Source organism: Alistipes sp. DJF_B185 (genome assembly GCF_964250025.1).
Taxonomy (GTDB): Bacteria; Bacteroidota; Bacteroidia; order Bacteroidales; family Rikenellaceae; genus Alistipes; species Alistipes finegoldii.
Genome location: NZ_CAXUDY010000008.1, coordinates 13723 through 38914, shown reverse-complemented (window position 1 = coordinate 38914; position 25192 = coordinate 13723). Strand labels below are relative to the sequence as shown.

General features: G+C 61.2%; 21 protein-coding genes. 16 read left to right on the top strand and 5 right to left on the bottom strand.

The window, feature by feature from the left end; all coding sequences use genetic code 11:
• Positions 1–83: 83 nt before the first annotated feature.
• Genes ACESTR_RS11420 through glyA form a run of 3 tightly spaced genes read right to left on the bottom strand, consistent with a single transcriptional unit; the run spans position 84 to position 3009 of the window.
• Positions 84–1031 (bottom strand): alpha/beta hydrolase, encoded by a 948-nt coding sequence (locus tag ACESTR_RS11420; RefSeq protein ID WP_130062735.1) that lies wholly within the window; start codon positions 1029–1031, stop codon positions 84–86.
• A gap of 15 nt (positions 1032–1046) precedes the next feature.
• Positions 1047–1727 (bottom strand): DUF2461 domain-containing protein, encoded by a 681-nt coding sequence (locus ACESTR_RS11415; protein ID WP_130062734.1) that lies wholly within the window; start codon positions 1725–1727, stop codon positions 1047–1049.
• A gap of 1 nt (position 1728) precedes the next feature.
• Positions 1729–3009, bottom strand: coding sequence for a serine hydroxymethyltransferase (gene glyA, locus ACESTR_RS11410; RefSeq protein ID WP_014776438.1), 1281 nt, complete (start codon positions 3007–3009; stop codon positions 1729–1731).
• A gap of 170 nt (positions 3010–3179) precedes the next feature.
• Here glyA and fabG point away from each other — a divergent pair, with 170 nt between their 5' ends.
• From fabG to ACESTR_RS11395, 3 genes are all read left to right on the top strand, one after another.
• Positions 3180–3926 (top strand): 3-oxoacyl-[acyl-carrier-protein] reductase, encoded by a 747-nt coding sequence (fabG, locus tag ACESTR_RS11405; RefSeq protein ID WP_022044589.1) that lies wholly within the window; start codon positions 3180–3182, stop codon positions 3924–3926.
• Positions 3927–4040: 114 nt separating this feature from the next.
• Positions 4041–4697 (top strand): chloramphenicol acetyltransferase, encoded by a 657-nt coding sequence (locus tag ACESTR_RS11400; protein WP_009596653.1) that lies wholly within the window; start codon positions 4041–4043, stop codon positions 4695–4697.
• A 214-nt stretch (positions 4698–4911) separates the two neighbouring features.
• Positions 4912–5790 carry a PorV/PorQ family protein gene (locus ACESTR_RS11395; RefSeq protein ID WP_009596626.1) on the top strand — a complete coding sequence of 293 codons (879 nt, stop codon included), beginning with the start codon at positions 4912–4914 and terminating at the stop codon, positions 5788–5790.
• A gap of 91 nt (positions 5791–5881) precedes the next feature.
• On the opposite strand, the gene ACESTR_RS11390 is transcribed toward ACESTR_RS11395, so the two are convergent.
• Complete coding sequence (locus ACESTR_RS11390) at positions 5882–6358, bottom strand: low molecular weight protein-tyrosine-phosphatase (protein ID WP_022044586.1); 477 nt, start codon at positions 6356–6358, stop codon at positions 5882–5884.
• Between the two features lie 297 nt (positions 6359–6655).
• On the opposite strand from ACESTR_RS11390, the gene ACESTR_RS11385 reads away from it, so the two are divergent.
• The 4 genes from ACESTR_RS11385 (at position 6656) to ACESTR_RS11370 (ending at position 10625) form a co-directional block, all read left to right on the top strand.
• Entirely contained in the window at positions 6656–7069 is a 414-nt protein-coding gene (locus ACESTR_RS11385) for a DoxX family protein (protein WP_009596652.1), read from the top strand.
• Positions 7070–7172: 103 nt separating this feature from the next.
• The gene (locus ACESTR_RS11380; RefSeq protein WP_009596622.1) at positions 7173–7691 is read left to right on the top strand and encodes a hypothetical protein; all 519 of its coding nucleotides are present in this window, start codon (positions 7173–7175) and stop codon (positions 7689–7691) included.
• 4 nt (positions 7692–7695) lie between these two features.
• Positions 7696–8898 carry a BamA/TamA family outer membrane protein gene (locus ACESTR_RS11375; RefSeq protein WP_195291448.1) on the top strand — a complete coding sequence of 401 codons (1203 nt, stop codon included), beginning with the start codon at positions 7696–7698 and terminating at the stop codon, positions 8896–8898.
• 14 nt (positions 8899–8912) lie between these two features.
• Positions 8913–10625 (top strand): phosphoethanolamine transferase, encoded by a 1713-nt coding sequence (locus ACESTR_RS11370; RefSeq protein ID WP_022043835.1) that lies wholly within the window; start codon positions 8913–8915, stop codon positions 10623–10625.
• Between the two features lie 76 nt (positions 10626–10701).
• Here ACESTR_RS11370 and ACESTR_RS11365 read toward each other — a convergent pair whose 3' ends face one another.
• Positions 10702–10875 carry a histone H1 gene (locus ACESTR_RS11365; protein WP_009596623.1) on the bottom strand — a complete coding sequence of 58 codons (174 nt, stop codon included), beginning with the start codon at positions 10873–10875 and terminating at the stop codon, positions 10702–10704.
• A 174-nt stretch (positions 10876–11049) separates the two neighbouring features.
• Between ACESTR_RS11365 and ACESTR_RS11360 the strand changes: the two genes are divergently transcribed.
• The 9 genes from ACESTR_RS11360 (at position 11050) to ACESTR_RS11320 (ending at position 25185) form a co-directional block, all read left to right on the top strand.
• A complete protein-coding gene (locus ACESTR_RS11360) occupies positions 11050–12162 on the top strand; it encodes an efflux RND transporter periplasmic adaptor subunit (protein ID WP_014776431.1) in 1113 nt (370 codons plus the stop codon).
• A 4-nt stretch (positions 12163–12166) separates the two neighbouring features.
• On the top strand, positions 12167–15301 hold the full coding sequence (locus ACESTR_RS11355) for an efflux RND transporter permease subunit (RefSeq protein WP_009596635.1): 3135 nt from the start codon (positions 12167–12169) through the stop codon (positions 15299–15301).
• Positions 15298–16662 carry an efflux transporter outer membrane subunit gene (locus ACESTR_RS11350; protein WP_009596650.1) on the top strand — a complete coding sequence of 455 codons (1365 nt, stop codon included), beginning with the start codon at positions 15298–15300 and terminating at the stop codon, positions 16660–16662. The genes ACESTR_RS11355 and ACESTR_RS11350 overlap by 4 nt, the downstream gene beginning before the upstream one ends.
• Before the next feature lie 78 nt (positions 16663–16740).
• The gene (gene feoB / locus ACESTR_RS11345) at positions 16741–19389 is read left to right on the top strand and encodes a ferrous iron transport protein B (RefSeq protein ID WP_276807522.1); all 2649 of its coding nucleotides are present in this window, start codon (positions 16741–16743) and stop codon (positions 19387–19389) included.
• A gap of 475 nt (positions 19390–19864) precedes the next feature.
• The gene (locus tag ACESTR_RS11340; RefSeq protein ID WP_130062728.1) at positions 19865–20257 is read left to right on the top strand and encodes a CidA/LrgA family protein; all 393 of its coding nucleotides are present in this window, start codon (positions 19865–19867) and stop codon (positions 20255–20257) included.
• A complete protein-coding gene (locus tag ACESTR_RS11335) occupies positions 20250–20948 on the top strand; it encodes an LrgB family protein (protein ID WP_130062727.1) in 699 nt (232 codons plus the stop codon). Before ACESTR_RS11340 ends, ACESTR_RS11335 begins: the two co-directional genes overlap by 8 nt.
• A gap of 127 nt (positions 20949–21075) precedes the next feature.
• Positions 21076–22740, top strand: a complete 1665-nt coding sequence (locus ACESTR_RS11330; protein WP_022043839.1) for a putative transporter — start codon at positions 21076–21078, stop codon at positions 22738–22740.
• Between the two features lie 185 nt (positions 22741–22925).
• Positions 22926–24113, top strand: coding sequence for a pyridoxal phosphate-dependent aminotransferase (locus tag ACESTR_RS11325; RefSeq protein ID WP_014776427.1), 1188 nt, complete (start codon positions 22926–22928; stop codon positions 24111–24113).
• Positions 24114–24333: 220 nt separating this feature from the next.
• Positions 24334–25185 (top strand): GNAT family N-acetyltransferase, encoded by an 852-nt coding sequence (locus ACESTR_RS11320; protein WP_195559651.1) that lies wholly within the window; start codon positions 24334–24336, stop codon positions 25183–25185.
• Positions 25186–25192 lie beyond the last annotated feature (7 nt).

Genomic DNA, 25192 nt, shown 5'->3' with positions numbered 1-25192 from the left:
CGAAACCGAAAAAAACGGCGCGCTTTTCATAAAAAAACCGTCCTCCTGTGGAGGACGGTCGTATAAAACGGAACGGACAGCCGCTATTTGCCGTAATTGGCGTCGATATAATCGGAGAGCGTAAAGGCCTTCGGCAGTTCGGGGGCTTCCAGCGGCGTGACGTAGGTGTCGATCACCAGCGGTTCACGCTTCAGGACGAGCTTTTCGAGGAACGCGTCGATCTCGTAACGGTTGTCGTACATCGGGCGGGTCGCCATGACGTGATTGGTGTTGGCGACCGAGTAAAACCAATGCGGGATGCGCCGTTCGGTAAGCATATCGGCGATATGCTTCGAGCCGAAAAACCCGTTGCCGTCGTACAGCACGGCGTCGTAGGGGACGTTGCGGTCGGCGTCGCCGTGGAAGAGCATCATCGGCGCGGGAGTCTTGGCCCAGCGCAGCTCTTCCTGCGTGTTGAAAATAGCTCCTGCATAGGATATTACACCCGCGTAGTTAAAGTCCTGCGGGAGCTTCTGCCGCGCCAGCGGATGCCCGTTGCAGATGCCGTATTCGCCCATCAGCACCGTAATGGCTCCGGCGCTCGAACCGCTTGCCACGATCCGGGTTTTGTCCACGCCCCACGCGGACGCATGGTCGCAGACGTAGGCCGTAGCGTCGTAGAGGTCGCCGGTCGCCATCGCAAGGGTCGTGATCCACGCTTCGGGGAAGGTCTCCTCGCTGAGCGTTCCGGCCTGCATGGCCTTCTTCATGCCGAGCCGGTAATCGATCGACACGACCACATACCCTTTCCGGGCGTAATATTCGAAATACGAAAGGAAGCTCGCATTGTCGCGCCGGCCGCCCACGAAACCGCCGCCGAAGACGAACATCAGGCAGGGTTTGGTCCGGCTGTCGGGCGTGAGCGCCACGTAGCGGTCCAGCCGCAGCGTGTCGGTCTGCTTGACGGCATAGACGAAGGTCTGCTTTTCGACCGTCTGCGCATAACCCGCCGCAGCGGCGAAGAGCGCGAATAATACAAGAATCCGTTTCATATCGTCTGCATAAAATTACATCATCTCCTCGTAGGCGAACTGCACGGCGCGGTTCAGAATCGCTACGAACGGCTGCGTGCGGCGGAACTCCGCCAAAGTCTTCTCCAGCAGGTCGTCCGCGAGCAGGAACTCCTCGGTGATCCGCTTGGCGATGTAGAAATCCTTGAGCTTCAGCATGTCGGCGTACTCGCTGTCGGCGGGGAATCCCGTGGGCACCCGCTTGAGCTTGTTCTCCTCGACAAGGTCGAACCCTTTGGCTTTCCGGATCGCCGCTGCAATTTCCGCGCCGTTGTCCGTAATTTCGTCCCGCACGCTGCGCAGCACGACCGGTTCGGGGCAGTAAAGCCCCGCCGAAAGCGCGTTGCTCCAAATCAGGCTGTCGCAGCACGGTTCGATATGAAAATAGTAACCGGCGAATCCCGACTTCTTGCCTTTCGGAGCGATGTACGCACCTATATATGTCTTATAGGGCGACTTGTCGGGGCTGAACCGCGTGTCGCGGGCGATGCGGTAGGTGCAGTCCTGCACCCGCAGGCCGCGCACCGCAGGGTCGAACTCGGCGATTCCCTCGATCAGCCGCTCCGTGAAGGCGGCGAACCGCCCCTTCACGTGCGTCCATTCGGCGCGGTGGACGTCGAACCATGCACGGTCGTTGTTGTCGTGCAGGCGGCGGAAAAAGTCGATTACCTCTTTCATATTACCAAGCGAAAAGCGGATAATCGGCCATCAGGGCGTTCACGTCCCTGCGTACGGCGGCGATGTTGTCCTCGTTTTCGGGATCGTGCAGTACGCGGTCGATCAGCCCGACGATGTAGTCCATCTTGTCCTCCTTCAGGCCGCGGGTGGTGATGGCCGGCGTGCCGAAGCGCAGACCCGAAGTCTGGAACGGCGAGCGGCTGTCGAACGGCACCATGTTCTTGTTGGTCGTGATGTCGGCCGCCACCAGACACTTCTCGGCCAGCTTGCCCGTCAGTTCGGGGAACTTGGTGCGCAGATCGACCAGCATCAGGTGATTGTCCGTGCCGCCCGAAACGATCTTGTAGCCGCGCTTCACGAATGCTTCGGCCATCGCCTTGGCGTTCTTCTGCACCTGCGTCTGATACTCCTTGTAGCTGGGGTCGAGCGCCTCGCCGAAAGCCACGGCCTTGGCGGCGATGACGTGTTCGAGCGGACCGCCCTGAATGCCGGGGAATACGGCCGAGTTGAGGATCTGCGACATCATCTTCACCGCGCCTTTGGGCGTGGTGAGTCCCCACGGGTTTTCGAAATCCCTGCCCATGAGGATAATGCCGCCGCGCGGTCCGCGCAGGGTCTTGTGGGTCGTCGAAGTAACGATATGCGCGTATTTAACGGGGTTGTCCAGCAGTCCTGCCGCGATCAGGCCGGCCGTGTGGGCCATGTCCACGAGCAGCAGCGCGCCGACTTTGTCCGCGATTTCGCGCATGCGTTTGTAGTCCCATTCGCGCGAATAGGCCGAAGCACCGCCGACGATCAGTTTCGGCTTGCATTCCAGCGCCTTGCGCTCCATGGCGTCGTAGTCGATCACGCCCGTCGCCTCGTCGAGCTGGTAGCCCACGGCGTTGAAGTATTTGCCCGACATGTTGACCGGCGAACCGTGCGAAAGGTGGCCGCCGTGCGCCAGATCGAGTCCCATGAAGGTGTCGCCCGGCTGCAGCACGGCGAAGAATACCGCCATATTGGCCTGCGCGCCGGAGTGGGGCTGCACGTTGGCGTATTCGGCGCCGTAGAGACGGCAGATGCGCTCGATGGCCAGCGTCTCGACCTTGTCCACGACTTCGCAGCCGCCGTAATAGCGCGCTGCGGGATAACCCTCGGCATATTTGTTGGTCAGCACGGAGCCCATGGCCTCCATGACCTGTTCGCTTACGAAGTTCTCCGAGGCGATCAGTTCGATGCCATGCATCTGACGGCTGCGCTCGGCGGCGATCAGATCGAAAATCTGGGTGTCTCTTTTCATATCTCTAAGGATTTGTGATGATTCGTTTACGGACGGTAAAGTTAGTAATATTTGGCGAAATTCCGGCGGCGGCGGAGCGTTTCAAAATATTTTTCTTAACTTTGTTCGTCTTTCGGACGAAAAAAGGAAAAACAGAATATTTTGCAAACATTCTTAATACTTTGAAAGCTATGAAATTACTCGAAGGTAAAGTGGCTGTCGTCACGGGCGCGGCCCGCGGTATCGGCAAGGCCATCGCACTCGAATTCGCCAAGGAGGGCGCCGACGTGGCGTTCACCGACCTCGTGATCGACGACAACGGCAAAGCCACCGAAGCCGAGATCGCGGCGCTGGGCGTCAAGGCCAAGGGCTATGCGTCGAACGCGGCGAATTTCGAAGAGACGCACAAGGTCATCGAAGAGATCGTCAAGGATTTCGGCCGCATCGATATTCTCGTGAACAACGCCGGCATCACCAAGGACGGCCTGATGATGCGCATGAGCGAAGCCCAGTGGGACGCCGTGCTGACCGTGAACCTCAAGTCGGCGTTCAACTTCATCCACGCCGTGACGCCGATCATGGCCCGTCAGAAGGGCGGCTCGATCATCAACATGTCGTCGGTGGTGGGCGTCAGCGGCAACGCGGGCCAGTGCAACTACTCGGCGTCGAAAGCCGGCATGATCGGTCTTGCCAAGTCGATCGCCAAGGAGATGGGTCCCCGCGGCATCCGCGCCAACGCCATCGCTCCGGGCTTCATCATGACCGAGATGACCGACAAACTGCCCGACGAGGTGAAGGAGGGCTGGTACAAGCAGATTCCGCTTCGCCGCGGCGGCACGCCGGAGGACGTGGCCAAGGTCGCGCTGTTCCTCGCATCGGATCTTTCGTCGTATGTCAGCGGACAAGTCATCCACTGCTGCGGCGCGATGAACTGTTAGGAATCTCCCGGCAATCGGAAAACAGCAGCGGTTCGGTGCCCCGCGGCATCGGACCGGCAATAAAAGCGTCCGCCAAGTCTGCTTGAGCGGACGTTTTGTTTAACGCCATACCTTATGAAACATACCGTAGACATCGAAACTTGGGAGCGGCGGGACAATTACGCCTTTTTCCGCAACTTCCTCAATTCGTGGATTTCGGTGGCGACCGAGATCGACTGCACCGAAGCCCGTGCGGCGGCCAAAGCCGCGGGACGCTCCTTCTTCCTCTATTACCTCTACGCCGTGCTGCGCGCGGTCAATGAAATCAAGGAGTTCCGTTACCGCACGGACAGCCGCGGAAACGTGATCTGGCACGACACGGTGGACGTCATCTCGCCCATCGCCGTTCCGGGCCGTACGTTTTACACCGTCCGCATCCCCTACCATGCCGATTTCGAACGCTTCTACGCCGAGGCCCGCGCCATCGTCACCGACATTCCGCAGGACGGTGATCCCTACGGCGCCGAAAAGGTGCTGCAGGCGCAGGGCGATTACGACGTCTTCCTGCTGAGCGCCACGCCGGACCTCTATTTCACCTCCCTGACCTACGCGCAGGGAGCGCCGGGCCAACCGACGGAATATCCGCTGATGAACGCCGGCAAGGCGGTGATGCGCGAAGGGCGGCTCGTGATGCCGCTCTCGATCTTCGTCAACCATGCGTTCGTGGACGGCGCGCATATCTCCCGGTTTTTCAAGCTCGTCGAGGAGTGCCTGAAGCGGATTTCAGCCTGACGGCATCATGCTTCGCACGCCGGCGTCGCGGCCCGTCCGGGGCTTCGGGTCCCGAAGTCCGATCGCAGGCCGGGCGCGCCGTGCCCGGAGTTTGGCCGCCTGCACCGGCGGAACTTGCATCTTTTTTGCTATATTTGCCGCATATGGAAGGCGTTCCGGACAAATCAGGAGACAAATTTTCGTTTTGCCGCCCGCCTTTCGCTATATTTGCCGTATGAAACGTCTGATAACCACACTGACACTGCTCGCCGCGACGCTCTGCGCCGCAGCGCAGGAAGCGACCCTGCCGACGCCCGACGCCAAGACGCTCGGCATGGGCGGCGTCGCCATGACGACCCTGTCTGGGTCGCACGCCATATACAACAACTCCGCGACGGCCATTTTCTCGCAGATGCCGTCGCAGATATCCTCGTCCTATTACGGGCAGGGGCAGTTCGACTACTACGCCGTGACGGGATTCTGCCGTTTCGACAACGTCAATCTGGCGCAGATCGGCTGGCGGCAGTACCTGCGCGAGCGGGGCAACAACGACATGGCGGTCGATCTGGGCTACTCGCGCCGCATCGGCGGCAACTGGGCCGTCGGCGTCGTGGCCCGCTACATGCACCTCAAGCGTCCCGAAACCTCGGCGGACGCGCTGGCCGTGGACCTGAGCGCCGCATGGTCGCACCCGCTGGAAAACGTCGGGAGCTATTCGACGCTGCGTGCGGGCGCCAAGCTGGGCAATCTGGGCGGCTATCTGAAAGACACGCCCTACACCCTGCCGATGGACCTGACGGCGGGCGTGGCGCTGGATACGTTCCTCAGCGACGTGCACGAGATAACCGTCGGCACGGATCTGGGCTACTATTTCTCGCCTTCGAAAGTCCGGGGATTCCAGATGTCGGTCGGCGCCGAGTACAACCTGATGCAGCTCATCCAGCTCCGGGCGGGTTATCACTACGGCGAGCGCCGCGACTACTACCCTTCCTACGGTTCGGTCGGCGCGGGCGTCCGGTTCCTGCACCTGCGTCTCGACTTCGCCTACCTGATCGCCAAGAAGCAGACGCTGCTGCACAATACCTACAGCATCAGTTTCGGACTCGACTTCTGACGCGCGGTCTCGATACGGCGGCTTCGGCAAGCCGCTGCGAAAACAACAATCCGGGGACGGGGGCGTCTCCGGATTGCTTTTTTTCTGCATGTCACTGCGGATTTTCGAGGTATTCGAGAATTCCCCCGCAGCCGTCCTCCAGCATGTCGAGCACCAGCTCGAAGCCTTCGGCGCCTTCGTAATAGGGGTCCGGAACATGGTCCCAACGGGGGTGGCGGCGGAAAAACTCCCGCATGCGGAAGATCTTTTCGGCGGCCCTGCGCGACGGCGCGAGCCGGTGGACGTTCTCGTAGTTCATGTCGTCCATGACGACGATCATGTCGAACCGGTCGAAATCCTCCTCCCGGATCTGCCGGGCGCGGTGGCCGAGGTCGTAACCCCGCCGTGCGGCGGCGCGGCGCATGCGGGCGTCGGGCAGTTCGCCCGTGTGCCCCGCGTAGGTTCCGGCCGAGTCGATTCCGATCCGGCCGCTGAGTCCCCGCTCTTCGACGATGTGGTGCATGATGCCGTCGGCCGCCGGGGAGCGGCAGATATTTCCGAGGCAGACGAAAAGGATATTGGTCTTCATGGGCGCAAAGATAACGAAAATCGGGCGACAAGACGAAAATTCAGGGGCGTTTCTGCCGGAACAGGCTGTCCGGGAGCGCGTCGAAGCGGGCGGCGGACGGGAAATATCCGCCCGGAGACCTTGTGTCGGTCAAGGAGGCCGGTCGGCATCCGTGTCATCGGCGGCTCCGGACTTCGGGGCGGAAATATCCGTCCATGCCGGGCCGTCTGCGGTTCGGGAGCGCGCCCGGAACGGCGCAGGCCGGGTGCGAATCGCTCCCGGAACGCCTTTGGAATACAAATTGCACGATGCCGGAGCATGGGAAAAAGAATCGAAGACTGGATCGGGCAATACCGGCACATGGATTGGGCCGTGCTCTACATGAGACTGTTCGCGGGAGGCATGATGCTCTTCCACAATATCGGCAAAATGCAGGATTACAACGAAATCGTCAATTCGTACCCGTCGTTCGCCTCGGCCGGCAGCGCGGCGACGTTCGTTGTCGTGACGGTGGCCGAGGTGCTGCTGGCGGTGGCGATCATCATGGGCATCTGGGTGCGGATGTCGGCGCTGATTCTCTCGCTGGGCATCCTGCTGATGTTCGCGTGGGGCGGATTCGGCGCCGGGGAGCTGGAGTTCGTGTGGCTGGGCGTCTACGTCTTCCTGATTATTTCCGGCGGCGGACTTTACGCTTTCGACACGGCGCTGACTCCCGCCAAGCCAAAAAAGTGAACCATACGGACAATATTATAACGGCTGATTGTCCGTATGTTGGCGGAAAAGTTGTAACTTTGCCCAGATTTGTTTTCTTTTGAAACCAAAAAACAGGATTACGATGAAGATGAAAGTAATTGGGATGCTGGCCGCCTTCACGCTCGCCGCATCCGCAGCGGCGGCTCAGGAGCTGCCCCGCAAAGTGAATAATGTCGAAGTGCTCGACCTCGACGGCAATCCGGCCAAGCTGCCGCACTGGGGCGAGAAGAACCTGATGATATTCTACGTGGACCCCGACCGTCACAAGCAGAACAACGATTTCACGGTCGAACTGGAGGAGAACCACCGCGCCCAGAGCGACAATATTTTCGGTTTCGGCGTGATGAACCTCAAGGACGCCCCGATGGTCCCCAACGGCATGGCCCGCAACATGGCCAAGAAACGCACGGCCAAGAACGGCGCGCTGGTGCTCGCCGATCAGGACCGTATCCTGAGCAAGGCTTGGGAGCTGGGCGACTGCAACAACCAGTTCGTGCTGATGATCGTATCGAAGGAGGGAGAGCTGGTCTTCCTGCGCAAGGGGGTTCTCTCGGAGCAGGACAAGGCCGATTTCTACGAAACGATCGAGAAGTACAAATAACCGGATGCTGCGCAAAACCGCCGTTCTGGCTTTAGCCCTTTGCTTCGCGCTGCAGGGAGCGGCCCAAGAGGGAGTGTATATCAACGGCAGCGACACGCTGCATTACAGCTATACCCCGCTTCCGGAACAGCCCCAGCCGCAGAAACGGCTCTCGTTCCCGCGGCGCGTGGTGAAATATTTCGAGGGATCGACGCGCGACCGCACGTTCGAGAAGAAAATCGACTTCACCTTCGCCGGAGGCCCCAGCTATTCGAAGAATACGAGTCTCGGCATCGGACTGCTGGCGGCCGGACTCTACCGCATAGACCGTACGGACTCGGTCACTTCGCCGTCGGACATTTCGATCTTCGCCAACGTCTCGATTTCGGGATTCTATGCGCTGGGCGTCACGGGCAACAACATCTTCTCCCGCAACGGCAAGCGCATCGACTATACGGTGATGTTCGCTTCGGCGCCCCGTGACATGTGGGGCATCGGCTATAACGACGGCCGCTACAACGAGGAGAGCTCCTACAACGAGAAACGTTACCTGATAAAGGCACGCTACCTGCACCGGGTGCTGCCCAACACCTATGTGGGCGGCATCCTCAGTTTCGAGCATACGCAGGGCAAGAAGTTCAAGCCGCTGGGCGAGAGCTACCTCTACGGGCAGAAGACGCACTACACCGCCACGGGCGTCGGGGCGATTCTGGAATACGACTCGCGCGACTTCATACCCAACCCTTTCCGGGGCGTCTACGTCAGTCTGCAGGAGACGCTGTTTCCCAAGGGACTGGGCAACTGCGGACGTTCGCTGTGGCGCACGACCTTCACGGCCGACTACTACAGGCAGGTGTGGAAGGGCGGCATCCTCGCGGCGGACCTTTACGCGGAGTTCAACTCCGAGGGAACCCCGTGGCCGATGCTGGCCCGCATGGGCGGTTCGCAGCGGATGCGCGGCTATTATCAGGGCCGCTACACGGACAACGACATGATAACGTTTCAGGTCGAACTGCGCCAGCGCATCTGGCGGCGCATCGGCTGCACCTTCTGGGGCGGCGCAGGTAACGTCTTCAGCGATCTGGAGCGGTTCGACTGGTCCGAGACGCTACCCAACTACGGCGTCGGCCTGCGCTGGGAATTGAAGAAACGGGTCAATGTGCGACTCGATTACGGCTTCGGCAAGAAGACGAGCGGCTTCCTGCTGAGCATAAACGAAGCTTTTTAGGTTAGTGTAACGATATGAATGCTGATCCGAACAGGGTAAACAGACGACGCACGGTCAAAACCCGCAGCCGTTTCACCACGCTGCTGACCGTCTATTTCTTCGTCGCGCTGATTATCCCCAACTGCGTGCTGGCCAATACCGAGCCTTACTCCGGCTGGACGGTCGAGGCGCTGATTCTGATGCCGCTGGGCTTCTACATGATGTGGAGCGTGGCGCTGAGCCGTTCCGGCGTGATGATCTGGCTGGGATTTCCCTTTATCTTCCTCTGCGCGTTCCAGATCGTGCTGCTCTATCTGTTCGGCAACTCGATCATCGCCACGGACATGTTCACCAATCTGGTGACGACCAATCCCGGCGAGGCGGGCGAACTGCTGAGCAACATCTACCCGTCGGTCATTCTGGTCTGCGTGATGTATCTGCCGCTGTTGTGGTTCGCGGCGCGCGAGATCGGCCACAAGCGCTACATTTCGCGCACGACGCGCATGAACGTCGGCCTTTCGGGCGCCGCGCTCATGGCGCTGGGCATGCTGGCCCTGTGGCCGGCCTATCATGTGAGCGAGCAGCGGCACGTGCTGCGCGACGAGATTTTCCCGCTCAACGTGGCCTACAACGTCTACCTGAGCGCCTCGGAATTCCGCAAGGCCTACAACTTCGAAAAGACCTCGGCGGATTTCACCTACGAGGCCAGCCGCGAGGCCGAAGCGCCCGGACGCGAGATTTACGTATATATTATAGGTGAAGCGTCGCGCGCCATGAGCTGGGAGCTTTACGGCTACGAACGGGAGACCAATCCCCGGCTCTCGCAGGTGGACGATCTGGTGATTTTCCGCGATGTGCTGACGCAGAGCAACACCACGCACAAGAGCGTGCCGCTCATCCTCTCCTCCGTCTCGACCGAGGAGCACGACCAGCTCTACCGCCGCAAAGGGCTTCCTGCCCTCTTCAACGAAGCGGGCTTCGAAACGTGGTTCATCTCCAACCAGTCGCCGCAGGGCGCCATGATCGACAAGCTGGCCCGCGACGCCGATCACCTGATCTATATCCGCTCGCCGCGCCACGACATGCAGCTGCTGGACGAAATGCGCCGCATCGTCGAGACCGCCCCGGCGCAGAAGATGCTCTTCATCCTCCACTGCTACGGCTCCCACTTCAGCTACCACCAGCGTTATCCGCGCGAATTCGCACGTTTCAAACCCGACGACGACGTGGCGATCTCGCGGGAGCATGCGCACACGCTCCGCAACGCTTACGACAATTCGATCTGTTACACGGACCATTTTCTCGCCGAGACGATCGCCTTCCTGCGCGGACTGCGGCAAACCTCCTCGGCGCTGCTCTACTGCGCCGACCACGGCGAGGACATTCTGGACGACGACCGCGAACGCTTCCTGCACGCCTCGCCCACCACGACCGCCTATCAGCTCTACGTGGCCTCGCTGGCGTGGTTCTCCGACGCCTACCGGCGGAATTTTCCCGCCAAAGCCGCGGCTGCCGGGATCAATGAGACGGCGCCGGCCACGACCCACGCCCTGTTCCACACCATGGCCGACATGGCCTCGATCCGGGGCCGCTTCGTCGATCCGACGGTATCGCTCGTGAACCCCGGCTACGACCGCAAGCGTCCGCGCCGTTACCTGAACGACCACAACGAGGCCGTTCCCTTCCGCAAAACCGGTCTCGAACCGGAGGACATGGAGGTTTTCGCCCGTTTCGGCATCAAACCTTAGGCAAGTTCACGGCCCGTATGAAACCAACAAAGGCTGCCCCCTTGGGACAGCCTTTGTTGCGTCATTGCGTCTGTAATTATTTCGCAGCGTCTACGGAAACCTTGCGGAACTCCTTCATCAGCTTCGAAATTTCGAGAGCGGACTTGCGGGCGCGCGTACCGGCGGCCTTGTTGCCCTTCTCTACCTGTGCTGCTGCATTAGCTGCGAATACTTCGTACTCTGCATTGATCTTTGCTACTAATTCTTTCATAACTTTTTTTATTAATTGGGTTTGTTATCAACGCAAAGATATAAAAATTATCTAAACATCATCATTTATTGCCAAAAAATTCAACGTTTTTTAGCATAAAACCCCCTTTCCAAGAGCCTGTCACCCGGTTCGCGGTACGTTTTTTGTCCCCGCAAGAGCGTAAAACATTCCGGTATGAACAGACTTTTAATCGTGGCGGGACTCGTTTCCGCGCTCCTGCCCGCCGGGTGCGGCCGGCACAAGCCGAAACCCGCAATGCCGCCCCTGCAGGTCGAAACGGCCCGCGCCGTTACGGACAGCATCCCCAACCGCATGAGCTTCATCGGTTACCTTTCGAGTAATTTCGACGCCGTGATCCAGCCCCGGATCAATGGCTTTCTGTTATCCAAGCGGTTTTCGAACGGCATGCCCGTAAAACGCGGGCAGCTGCTTTTCACGATCGACCCCGACCAGCTTTCGACCACGATGCTCGCCGCCGAAGCCGCGCTCCAGTCGGCCAAGGCGCAGGCGCTGGAGGCTCAGAACAACTACGAGCGCGCCGTGCCGCTGGCCAAGATCAACGCCATCAGTCAGGCGCAGCTCGATCAGTATACGGCGCAGTACAAGGCCGCCGAAGCCTCGGTGCGCTCGGCCGAGCAGACGCTCAGCAGCGCCCGCATGAACGTCGGCTACACCGAGCTGCGCTCGCCCATCGACGGCATCATCGAACACACGGCGGCGCATGTGGGCGACTACGTCGGTCCCGGCACGCAGTTCAGCGTGCTGACGAGCATTTCGAATATCGACACGCTGACCGTCGATGTGGCCATTCCGATGGCCGAATACCTCAGGGCGGCCGGAGGACGCGGTTCGATCTACGACAACGAGGGGCTGCTCTCGGACATTCGCCTGACGCTGGCCGACGGCACGCGCTACCCTTACGGGGGACTCTACGACTACACGCGCAAGGACGTGTCGAGCAGCACGGGAACGCTCGTGCTGGTGGTGATGTTCCCCAACCCCGACCGGTCGCTCAAACCCGGACAGTTCGCCCGCGTCTCGGCCAACGTCGGCCCCGTACAGCCGCGGGTGATCGTGCCCCAGCAGAGCGTCAGTCAGGCGCAGGGCGTCAATTCGGTCTGGGTCGTACGGCCCGACAGCACGGCGGCCTACCGCCGCGTGGTGCTGGGCGACACCTACGGCACGATGTGGTGCGTGGACGAGGGGCTCGCCGAGGGCGAACAGGTGGTTACGGCAGGCCAGCAGAAACTGCGCAACGGCATGAAGGTAATCCCCGTAATACGCTGACGTCATGGAGAAATTCTTCATTTCACGTCCGATTTTCGCCATCTCGCTGGCCATCGTCATCGTACTCGTGGGTTTGATCTCGATCCTGAACCTGCCGATCGAGCAGTATCCCGACATCACGCCTCCGGTGGTCGAGGTCTCGGCGACCTACGACGGCGCCGACGCCGAGACGGTCAATAACGCCGTGGCCACGCCCGTGGCACAGAGCGTCATGGGCGTCAGCGACATGCTCTACCTGCAGACCACGAGCGCCAACGACGGTTCGATGGTCATGCAGGTGACCTTCGACATCGGGTCCGATCCCGACCTCGACGCCATCTTCACCCAGAACAACGTATCCTCGGCCGCAGCCCAGCTTCCGGCGACGGTGACCAAGCAGGGCGTCACCACGCGCAAGACCATGACGGGTTTCCTGCTGGTCTTCTCGCTGCACAGCGACGGACGCTACGACGACGAATTCCTCTCGAATTATGCCTACATCAACCTTCAGAACGAACTGCTGAAGATCAACGGCGTGGGCAAGGTCTCGATCATGGGCGCCGGAGAGTACGCCATGCGCGTATGGCTCCGGCCCGACGTGCTGAAATACTACGACATCCCGGTTTCGGCCGTCACCGCCGCCATCGAAAATCAGGGCGGCATCTACCCTGCCGGACAGTTCGGAGCCGAACCAGCGCCCGACGGCACCTCCTATACCTATACGGTGACCATGCCCCCGCAGATCACCACGGCCGAGCAGTTCGGCGACATCGTCGTCGTGACCACCTCTGAGGGCGAACAGATCCGCCTGCGCGACGTGGCCGACGTATCGCTCGGAAGCCAGAGTTACGGCGTAAGCTCGCTCTTCGAGGGCAAGCCTACGGCCCTTATCGTCATTTATCAGGAGCCGGGCAGCAACGCCGTGGCCGTAGGCGACAAGGTCAAGGCCGAAATGGCGCGGCTCGGCGAACGCCTGCCCGACGGCATCACGACATCGACGGTCGTGGACACCACGACCAGCATCGACGCCGGCATCAGCGACATCTTCACCACGCTCATCATAGCCCTCGTGCTGGTGATCTGCATTATCTACCTCTTCATTCAGGACTGGCGCGCCACGGTCATTCCGCTGGTCGCCATCCCCGTGTCGCTGGTCGGCGCCTTCGCGCTCTTTCCGCTGCTGGGGTTCTCGATCAACATCATTTCGCTGCTGGGACTGGTGCTGGCGATCGGTCTGGTGGTGGACGACGCCATCGTGGTCGTGGAGGCCGCGCAGGTCAATATCGCCAACGGGATGAAACCCCGCGCCGCGGCGCTCGAAGCCATGAAGAACGTGGCTTCGCCCATCGTCGCCACGACCGTCGTCCTGCTGGCCGTATTCATCCCCGTATCGTTTACGGGCGGCATCACGGGGCGGCTGTTCCAGCAGTTCTCGGTGACGATCGCCGTGTCGGTCGTGATCTCGGCCTTCAACGCCCTGACGCTCTCCCCGGCCTTGTGCGCCCTGCTCCTGCGCCGCCGCGAACCGCCCAAGAAGGGATTCTTCGCCGCTTTCAACCGCTGGTTCGCCCGGCGGATGGACAAATACACGGCCTTCACGCCGACGCTGATCCGCCACGTGGCCCGCACGGGCGTATTTATCGCCGCGGTACTGGCCGTCATCTTCCTCGTGTGGCGCAAACTGCCCGCCGGATTCCTGCCCGAAGAGGATCAGGGATACGTGATGGTGATGGTTTCGACTCCCGAAGCCTCGTCGCTGCAGGTGACACAGAAGGCCATGATCCGGGCCGACGAAGTGATCCGCACGCTGCCCGAAGTCGCTTCGACCTCGTTCGCCGCGGGATTCAACATGATGGCGGGCATCGCTTCGACCGACAGCGGCATCATCTTCGTGTCGCTGGTCGGTTATTCCGACCGCAAACTGACGGCCATGGAGATCGCCCAGAAACTCACCGACGAGCTTTACATGGCGGTTCCGGGCGCCGAGTGCTTCGCCTTCATCCCGCCGTCGATCCCCGGTCTGGGCATCACGTCGGGCGTTTCGGTCGAGGTGCAGGACCTCGAAGGGCGCGGCACGGCCTACCTGCTGGAGCAGAGCGAACGGCTGATGGACTCGTTGCGCAAGCTGCCCTCCGTCGCGTCGGTGACCACGCAGTTCAACGCGGGCGTCCCCCAGCGGCGGCTGCGCATCGACAAGGAGCAGGCGCTGGCTTCGGGCGTGGACTTGGGCGTACTTTACGGCGACCTGACGACCCTGCTGGGCGGCGCCTACGTCAACAACTTCTCGCGTTTCGGCAAACTTTACCAGACCTACATTCAGGCCGCCCCCGCCTACCGCATGGACAAACGCTCGCTCGACAGCTATTACGTCGCCTCCTCGTCGGGCGAAAGCGTCCCCGTCTCGTCGCTGGTCGAGGTCGTGGATACCGTGGGCGTCGAATACGTCTCGCAGTTCAACCTCTACCGTTCGATCGGGCTTACGGTCACCCCCGCGGCCCGCACCTCGACGACGACCGTCATGCAGGACATCACCCGCACGGCCGCGCAGGTACTGCCCGACGACGTCGGCACGGCATGGAGCGGCACCTCCTTTCAGGAAGCCAACGCTTCGAAGACCGGAGGGCTGGTCTACCTGCTGGCGCTGGTCTTCGTGTTCCTCGCGCTGGCGGCCCTGTACGAATCGTGGGGGCTGCCGCTGGCGATTCTGATGAGCGTTCCCGTGGCGGTGCTGGGCGCCGTGCTCTTCATCGGCGTCTCACACCTGCTCAACGCCCTCTACGTCAATGACATATACATGCAGATTTCGCTGGTGATGCTGATCGGGCTGGCGGCCAAAAACGCCATTCTGGTCGTGGAGTACGCCGACAGGCTCTTCAACGAGCAGGGCGCCTCGCTCATGGACGCCGCGATCGGGGCCGCCAAACTGCGCGTACGTCCGATCATCATGACCGCCTTCGCCTTCATCCTCGGCGTCATGCCGCTGATCTTCGCCAGCGGCGTATACGCCACGGCGCGCAACATCATGGGCGTCGCGCTCGTGGGCGGCATGCTGTTCGCCACGCTGCTGGGCATCTTCGTCTACCCCGCGCTCTACTATTTCGTGGGACGCATCGGCGGTTTCGAACGCCGCCGCGAACGCAAAAAACAGGAACAGTCATGAAAGCCGGATACCTCATAATCATTTTTGCAGCATTTACGGCGGCCTGCACGCCGCGCTTCTACCCGCCGCGCGTTTCCGTGCCCGACGATTACATCTACGGGCGGGGATTCTCGGAGGACACGACCCGCTTCGGCCCCGAATGGTGGACGCTGTTCGGCGATACGGTGCTCAACAACCTCGTCGCACGGGCGCTGGACAACAACCGCGACGTGGCCGTGGCGGCCTCGCGCGTGGAGGAAGCGCGGCTGAACCTCAAGAGCGTGCGGGCGCAGTACCTGCCGCAGGTCGGGCTGGGCGTCACGGCCGAAGGCGAATATACGCCCGCCACGAAGATCGTGCAGTCGTACGCCGTCGAGCCGTCGCTCTCGTGGGAGGTGGCGCTCTTCGGGCAGCTGCGCAACGCCAAACGCGCCGCAAAAGCCCAGATAGCCTCGTCGGAGTGGGCGCTGCGGGGCGTGCGGCTGGCGCTGGCGGCCGAAGTCGCCACGACCTATTTCACCCTGCTCGAATACGAACGCGATCTGGCGATCGCCCGGCAGAGCTGCGCCCTGCGGCGCGAATCGGCGGCCCTGATCGACTCGATGTTCCGCTACGGCATGTCGGACGGCGTGGCGCTGGAGCAGGCCCGGAGTCTGGTCTACACCGCCGAAGCGGACATTCCGCAGTACCGACGGGCCGTGGCGCAGACGCGGCTGTCACTCGACATCCTGCTGGGCGAAACGCCGCGGCGAACGGACAGCGCGGGGGCTGGACTGCGCCTGCTGACCGATTACCGTCCGGCGGACATTCCCGTCGGACTGCCCTCGGAGCTGCTCGAACGGCGGCCCGACATCATGCAGGCGCGTTACGATATGCTCGCCGCAGCCGCCGAAGTGGGCATCGCACGCGGCAACCGGTTCCCGTCCATTGCTCTGACGGCCAAAGGCGGAATCGCATCCAATTCGATCAAAGGTTTAACTTCGGCCAACCCTTGGGCGTGGGATGCGTTAGGCTCGCTGACACTCCCCGTCTTCAATTTCGGCAGACTTCGCCGCGCGGAACAGGCCGCCATGGAACGTTACACGCAGTCGGCGCTGACCTACGAGCAGACCGTGCTGACGGCCTTTTCCGACGTCGAGCAGGCGCTGGTGGCCATCGCCACCTACCGCAGGCAGACCGAACGCTACGGCGAGCTGGTTCTCGCCAACGACCGCATCGCCGCGATGACGCAGGCGCTCTACCGCAGCGGCCTGTCCGACTACCTCGACGTGATCGACGCCCAGCGCAGTCTCTATCAGTCGCAGATGGAGTTCGTCAATCTGGTGGCGCAGCAATATATCAACTACGTCAATCTCTGCAAGGCGTTGGGCGGCGGGTGGTGAGACGAATATACCCACAAATGGGGATTGCACATCTCGGCGTAAAATCGTATCTTTGGAGCCAAAAACCAAAGAGCGACAATGCGTCTATCCGAACTTAAGACCGGGGAATCGGCCACGATACTCAAAGTGACGGGACACGGCGGTTTCCGCCGCCGCATCATGGAGATGGGTTTCGTCCGCGGACAGCGGGTCGAAGTGATTCTCAACGCCCCCCTGAAAGACCCCATCGAATACAAGATCATGGGCTACGACATCTCGCTGCGCCGCAGCGAAGCCGACATGGTGGTCGTGCTCTCAGACAGCGAAGCCAGCGAATACCTCGCCGGGGGCGGCTCGCGCCATCACCACCACGAACACCACCGCCGGCACTGCGGATGCGGCGCCGACGGACAGCCCGCGGAACCGGAATACCCGACGGCCGAGACGCCCGGTCCGGATGACGGCTGCGCGACGATCGACGAAGTCATCAACCGTCACAGCCGCACGATCGGCGTGGCACTGGTGGGCAACCCCAACAGCGGCAAGACCTCGCTTTTCAACGCCATTTCGGGCGGTCACGAACACGTCGGCAACTACAGCGGCGTGACGGTCGGCGCCAAGATCGGGCACCGCCACTACCGCGGCTACCGTTTCGAAGTGACCGACCTGCCGGGCACCTACGCCCTTTCGGCCTACACGCCCGAAGAGCGTTACGTGCGCAGCCACATCGCCGAGAGGACTCCCGACGTGATTATCAACTCGGTGGTGGCGTCGAACCTCGAACGCAACCTGTACCTGACTACGGAGCTGATCGACATAAACCCGCGCATGGTTGTGGCGCTCAACATGTTCGATGAGCTTAACTCAAGCGGTGCAGAGCTGGATTACGACAACTTGGGCCGCATGCTCGGCGTGCCGATGGTGCCCGTCGAGGCGCGCAACGGCAAGGGCATCGAGCAGCTGCTCGACACGGTGATCGCGGTATACGAGAATCAGGACGAGCGCGTGCGCCACATCCATATCAACATGGGGTCCGTCATCGAAGAGGGGCTGCGCCGCCTGAACGGCGACATGAACGCTTTCCGCGGCGAGCTGCCCAAAGCCTTCCCGCCCCGCTACTATGCGATGAAGATGCTCGAAGGCGACCGGCAGGTCGAGGAGCAGCTGCGCGGCTGCAGCCGCTGGCCCGAATGGGCCGCGATCCGCGATCTGGAAGCCAAGCGCATCAGCGAAGCGCTGGGCGAAGATGTCGAAACGGCGGTCGCCAATCAGAAATACGGATTCATACAGGGCGCGCTCAGGGAGACCTTCACTCCGGGCAAGCGCGAGGAGGCTTCGACCACGGCGCTGATCGACACCTTCGTGACGCATAAGCTGTGGGGATTCCCGATCTTCTTCTTCCTGATGTGGTTCATGTTCTGGTGCACGTTCAGTCTGGGCGCCTATCCGCAGGAGTGGATCGACGCGCTGGTGGGCTGGATCGGCGGCGCGATCGACTACATGATGCCCGCCGGACCGCTGCGCGACCTGCTGGTGGACGGCATCGTAGGCGGCGTGGGCGCCGTGATCGTCTTCCTGCCCAACATCATGATCCTCTACCTGTTCATCTCGTTCATGGAGGATTCGGGCTACTTGGCCCGCGCGGCCTTCATCATGGACCGCGTGATGCACCGCATCGGCCTTCACGGCAAATCGTTCATTCCGCTCATCATGGGCTTCGGCTGCAACGTCCCGGCGATCATGGCCTGCCGGACGATCGAGAGTCGCAGCAGTCGGCTGATCACCATACTGATTACCCCTTTCATGTCATGCAGCGCGCGAATTCCGATCTACCTGCTTCTGGCCGGCACCTTCTTCGCCGAAAACGCCGGACTGGTGATGATCGGACTCTATGTGCTGGGCGTCGTGCTGGCCGTCTTCACGGCGCGGCTGATGCGGCGGTTCATGTTCCCGGTGGACGAAACGCCGTTCGTCATGGAGCTGCCGCCCTACCGCCTGCCGACGTGGAAAACCACGCTCAGGCATATGTGGGACAAGTGCGCGCAATATCTGCGCAAGATGGGCGGCATGATTCTGGTCGCGTCGGTGGTCGTATGGTTCCTGAGCTACTACCCCCGCACCGACGCCGGAAATACGCCCGAACATTACGAAAACTCCTACCTCGGACGTCTCGGACGCACCTGCGAGCCGGTGTTCAGTCCGCTGGGGCTGAACTGGAAAGCGGGCGTGGCCCTGTTGTCGGGCGTCCCGGCCAAGGAGATCATCGTCAGTACGCTCGGCGTACTCTACTCCGAAGGGGCTCCTGCGGCGGCGCAGCCTTCCGGGACGATCGAAATAGTTGCCGAATCGGGTGAGATGGCAGACACCGCGAAGCTGTCGATCAACGATTTGCCAAACGGCAAGGTCGCCGTGATCGGCGGCGCGGACGGCCCGACGGCCATCTACATAGCGAAGACGGCCGACGGCCGGCCGGGCCTAAATCCGGGAACGGCGGCCGAAGATGCCGCGGCGGACGGAGACGAAGAGACGGCGAATCTCGCGCGACGTCTGACGGCGAGCGGCGATTTCACCCACGCCTCGGCGCTGGCGTTCCTCGTATTCATCCTGCTCTACTTCCCCTGCATCGCCACGGTCGCGGCCATCGGCTCGGAGGCGGGCTGGCGATGGGCCGTCGCCAGCGTGGCGTACAACACTCTGCTGGCATGGCTGGCGGCATGGGCCGTCTATCATTTGGTCATGTGGCTCTGATATGGGATGGCAGGATTATACGGTATGGGCGATCGGAGCGGCGGTCACGGTGTTGCTCGCACGGCGGCTCCGGTGCTTCTTCCGGGGGCGCAGGCGCGGCGGATGCGCGTCGTGCGCCAGTGCGCAGTGTCCGCTCAAAGCGGTGCGGCGCAACGATAAACGGCGAAGCCCCTGCACCCCGTCTGATCGCGGGAGGATGCGCCGGCGTGGCGTTTTGCCGCCCGGCAACTGCAAATCAATATGCGATGGACGATTTCGGCTCGCCGCATCTGCGCGCGACATCCTCCGGGACGCAGACGAAGCGACAGGAGACCGTGACCGCTCACAAATCGGGTCCTGCAGGTACAACATACGGCCAAAAACGCTATCTTTGCGGCAGATAAATTTCGCCGAAACAGGCCGCTTGTGCACAGACGACTAATTTTGCCGCTGTATACGGCCTTTATGCCTTTGCAGGCGAACATGTGCAGAAATTATGCTCGGACTCTTTTACATACTTCTTTTCTGGCTGATCGGCAACGCATTGAGCATCCTGACCGGGGGTTATGTGTCAGGTAACATCATCGGCATGATCCTGCTTTTCGCGGCGCTCTGCATGCGTTGGGTCAAAGCCGAGACCGTGCGTCCGGCGGCGAAATTCCTGCTGGGAGCCATGGCGCTCTTCTTCGTCCCCTACGGCGTGGGGCTGATGGACTCCTACCGGGTGATTCTCGACAATCTGTGGGCGATCGTGATTTCGGGCATCGTCTCGACGATCGTCGTCCTGCTCGTCACGGGGCAGACCTTCCAAAGCCTGAACCGCCGTTCGCGCCTGCGGCGCATCCGGCATCTGCGCGAAACCGCTCCAAACGCTCCCGACCATGATTGACAAGGCTTTCCTCTCCTCGGACCTCTTCCTGCTGACGCTCACCGTAGGACTCTACTGCTTGGGCTGCGCCGTCTACCGACGGCTGCGGGTGCCGCTGCTGCATCCCGTACTGCTGACGTTCGTCGCGGTGATCGTCTTCCTCAGCGCGGCGGGCATCGACTATCCCCGCTACAAGCAGGCGACTTCGGCGCTCGATTTCGCGCTGGGCATGTCGGTCGTGGCGTTGGGATACCTGCTTTACGAACAGGTGGAACAATTGCGCGGCAGTCTGCTGCCGGTGGGCGTCGCAACCCTCGCGGGATGCGTGACGGGCGTGCTGAGCGTCGTCTATATCGCCATGGCGTTCGGCGCAGGGCGCGAAATCCTCACCTCGATAGCCCCCAAATCGGTCACCGTGCCGATCGCCGTCTCCGTGTCGGGACCGCTGGGCGGCATCGTGCCGATCACGTCGGTCGTGGTCTTCTGCGTCGGAATCTTCGGCAGTATCTTCGGCGAGTGGATTCTGCGCCGCTGCGGGGTGCGGGACGCCGAAGCGCGGGGATTTGCGCTGGGAGCCGCCGCACACGGCATCGGAACGGCGCGCGCCATCGAGATAGGCGCCGTGGAGGGCGCTCTGAGCGGGCTGGCCATGGCCCTGATGGGGCTGGCGACGGCGCTGCTCATGCCGCTGATGGAGCGGTATCTGTATTAGCCGCAACCCCTGCGGCGGACGGACGGGCGTATATCGGCACCATAAAAGTCGCATCAAAGTTTTTTAAATTCTATAATAAATACTACTTTTGCACAATTACTGGCAATTCGTACAAAAGTAGGTTAATATGGAGTGGTTACACACCTTGTTCTTCGGCAACGGCATCGCCCATGCCGTGCTGACCTTCGCGTTGGTCATCACCGTCGGCATTCTGCTCGGAAAAGTCAAAATCGGCGGCGTCTCGCTCGGAATCACGTGGATTCTGTTCGTGGGCATCGTCCTGAGTCATTTCGGAATGACGGTGGACGGCGAGGTCAGGCATTTCGTGCAGGAATTCGGGCTGATTCTGTTCGTCTTCTCGATCGGTCTGCAGGTCGGACCGGGATTTTTCGCATCGTTCAAACACGGCGGCATGACGCTGGTCATGTGCGCCGTGGCGATCGTATTGCTGGGCGTGGCGACGGCCTATGTCGTCCATCTGGTGACCGGCACGCCGATTCCGACGATGGTCGGCATCCTTTCGGGCGCCGTGACCAACACCCCCGGACTGGGCGCCGCGCAACAGGCTTACGCCGATGCGTCGGGGATCGAAGACCCCACGATCGCGCTGGGTTACGCCGTGGCCTATCCGCTCGGCGTCGTGGGCATCATATTCACGATGATCTTCATCCGCTACGCCCTGCGCGTGAAGTTCGAAAAGGAGGACGAGGGGCTGGCGGCGCTGAGCCGGGAGCACAAGCTCGCCGACAAGGTGTCGGTCGAATTCACCAACAAGACGCTCGACGGCCGCACGGTGGCCTATGTCCGCGACCTGATCAACCGTCAGTTCGTCATATCGCGCATCCTGCGTCCCGACGGAACGATCTCGATGGCCGATGCAGATAGCGTGATACACCTCGGCGACCGGCTGTGGGTGATCTCGCAGGCCGAGGACATCGAGGCGATCGTGGCCTTCTTCGGCCGCCGCGTGGAGATGACCGACGAGCAGTGGGGCAACAATACGCCCAACGCCGAGCTGGTGTCGCGCCGCATCCTGATCACGAAATCGTCGCTCAACGGCAAGAAATTCTCCGACCTGCGCCTGCGCACGAAATACGGCATCACCATCACGCGCGTAAACCGCGCGGGCGTCGATCTGATCCCCTATCAGGGCTTGGAACTGCAGGTCGGCGACCGCGTGATGGTCGTGGGACCCGCGAAGGCCGTGGCGCAGGTGGCCGACGTATTGGGCAACTCGCTCAAGAAGCTGAACCAGCCTAATTTGGTGACGATCTTCGTAGGTATCGCTTTAGGTGTGCTGCTGGGGTCGATTCCGCTGCTCAACGTGCCCCAGCCCGTGAAGCTCGGACTGGCCGGAGGCCCGCTGATCGTGGCCATCCTGATCGGACGCTTCGGCACGCATTTCCATCTGGTCACCTACACCACGATGAGCGCCAACCTGATGCTGCGCGAGATCGGCATCGCGCTGTTCCTCGCGGCGGTGGGCATCGGCGCGGGCGACGGATTCATCGACGCCATCGTCGACGGCGGTTACCGCTGGATCGGATACGGCGTCATCATCACCGTCCTGCCGCTGATAATCGTCGCGCTGGTAGCGCGGCTGTGGCTCAAGATGAACTACTACACGCTGATGGGACTTATCGCCGGATCGACGACCGATCCCCCGGCGCTGGCCTACGCCAACGCCACGGCGGGCAACGACATGCCGGCCGTGGGTTATTCGACGGTCTATCCCGTAGTGATGTTCCTGCGCGTGCTGACGGCGCAGATATTCATCCTCTTCGCGCTGTAAACGGGGACGGTTCGTAAAAAATGTTACGAACTGTTACCCGCCCGACATACCGCCCCGAAGCAGGTCTGAGCGGGAAACGAAGCGGCGGAGAGAGTCCGAAGGGAGATAAAATTCAACGATGGCTTTTAATTTTTAATAGGAATACCTATCTTTGCAAACAGCAAATCCAAACACCTGATTACACTATGGCAAAAGCAGTCAACATCGCCCGTTCCCATCGGTTGGACGGCATCGGAGAGTACTATTTTTCGCGCCGTCTGCGCGAGATCGCCGAAATCGAAGCGGCAACGGGCCGTCAGATCGTGAAACTCGCTATGGGCAGCCCCGACCTGCCCCCGCACCAGTCGGTCATCGACCGTCTCGCCAAAGAGGCGCAGCGTCCCGACGTGCACAAATACATGTCCTACAAGGGAGAGCCGATCCTGCGCAAAGCTTTTGCAGACTGGTACAAGAAATGGTACCGCACCGAGCTGGACTACAATTCGGAGGTGCTGCCCCTGATCGGTTCGAAGGAGGGTATCATGCACATCTGCATGACGTTCCTCAATAAGGGCGACAAGGTGCTGGTGCCCAACCCCGGCTACCCCACCTACTCGGCGGCCGTGCGTCTGGCCGGCGGCGAGATGGTGACCTATGCGCTCAACAAGGAGACGAATTTCTACCCCGATTTCGCGGCGATCGAGAAGGCCGGGCTGGACGGTGTGAAGATGATGCTGATAAACTACCCCAACATGCCGACGGGACAGACCCCGACCATGGAGCTGTTCCAGCAGATCGTGGATTTCGGCGCCAAGCACAACATACTGATCGTGCACGACAACCCCTACAGCTTCATCCGCAACGCGGCGGCTCCGATCTCGATCATGGAGGCAGAAGGCGCGCGCGACGTGGCGCTGGAGATGAACTCGCTGTCGAAAGGCCATTCGATGGCCGGCTGGCGCGTGGGCGTGGTCGTAGGCAAGAAGGAGTGGATCGACTCGATCCTCACGTTCAAGTCGAACATGGATTCGGGTATGTTCTACCCCATTCAGGCTGCGGCCGACACGGCGCTGGCGCTGGGCGAGGAGTGGTTCAAGGAGCTGAACGACATCTACTACGGCCGTGAGAAGCAGGCGTACGCGCTGCTCGACGCGCTGGGATGCAAATACCGCGAGCATCAGGCGGGACTGTTCGTATGGGCCGAACTGCCGGAGTCGTACGAGGGTGACAGTTTCGCATTCTCGGACGAGGTGATGGACAAGTGCGACGTGTTCCTGACTCCGGGCGGCATCTTCGGCTCGGAGGGCAAGCGTTACATCCGCATCACGCTCTGCTGCCCAGAGGAGCTGCTGAAGAAGGCGACGGAAAACATCAAGGCCAAGTTCGGAAAATAATCCGGAGGCGATACGGTCCAAGAACCGAATGACAAAGAGACTGTCTCAGCGTTTTGAGACGGTCTCTTTTTTTTGCTGCGGGTTTCCCGGCCGTCGCACGGACCGGAGCTGCGGTGAAAAAGCGGAATTCGGGAAGCGGAGATCGGTAAAAATCACTATCTTTGAAACAGAGCGGGCATAGCCTTGCCGGGCGGCCATTTTTCCGCCGAAACCGACGCATATGGAGATAAAATCACTGGAAAAGACAGACTTCAACACGCTGTTCAGGGCTTTCGGCCGGGCGTTCGCCGACTACGAGGTGCAGCTGAACGCGGAACAGCTGCGGGCCATGCTGACACGGCGCGGTTTCGATCCCGCCCTTTCGTTCGCCGCATTCGACGGTGCGCAGATCGCGGCTTTCACACTGAACGGCATCGGCAATTTCAACGGCGTGCCGACGGCTTACGACACGGGAACCGGGACCCTCAAGGAGTACCGGGGCACGGGACTGGCCACGGAGATTTTCAGACACTCGATGCCGCACCTACGGCGGGCGGGCGTCGGACAGTATCTGCTGGAGGTGTTGCAGCACAACACCGGAGCCGTGTCCGTTTACCGGAATCTGGGGTTCGAGACGGTTCGGGAGTTCAACTATTTCTGCCGGGCGAACACGGAAATCGTCGACCGGGGCGATACGCCCCGCCTGCCCCACTCGGTGAGACGGATAGATCCCGAAAAATTCGCTTCGATCTCCTCCTTTTGGGATTTCACGCCCTCGTGGCAGAACAGTTTCGAATCCATAGGAAGAGCCGCCGGAGATTTCGTCAGTCTGGGCGTATTCACCGAAGAGGAACTCGCCGGCTACTGCGTTTTCGAACCCGCGTCGGGCGACGTCGCGCAGATCGCGGTGAAGCGGCAGTACCGCAGAAAGGGAATCGCCGGCCTGCTGCTGCGGGAGATGCTCCGGCTAAACAGAAACGACTCCCTCAAAATCATAAATACCGACGTCTCGTGCGGCTCGATAACCGGATTCCTGCAAGCGAAAAACATCGTGCCGCAGGGAAAGCAGTTCGAAATGATCCGGAAGATATGACGCGGCG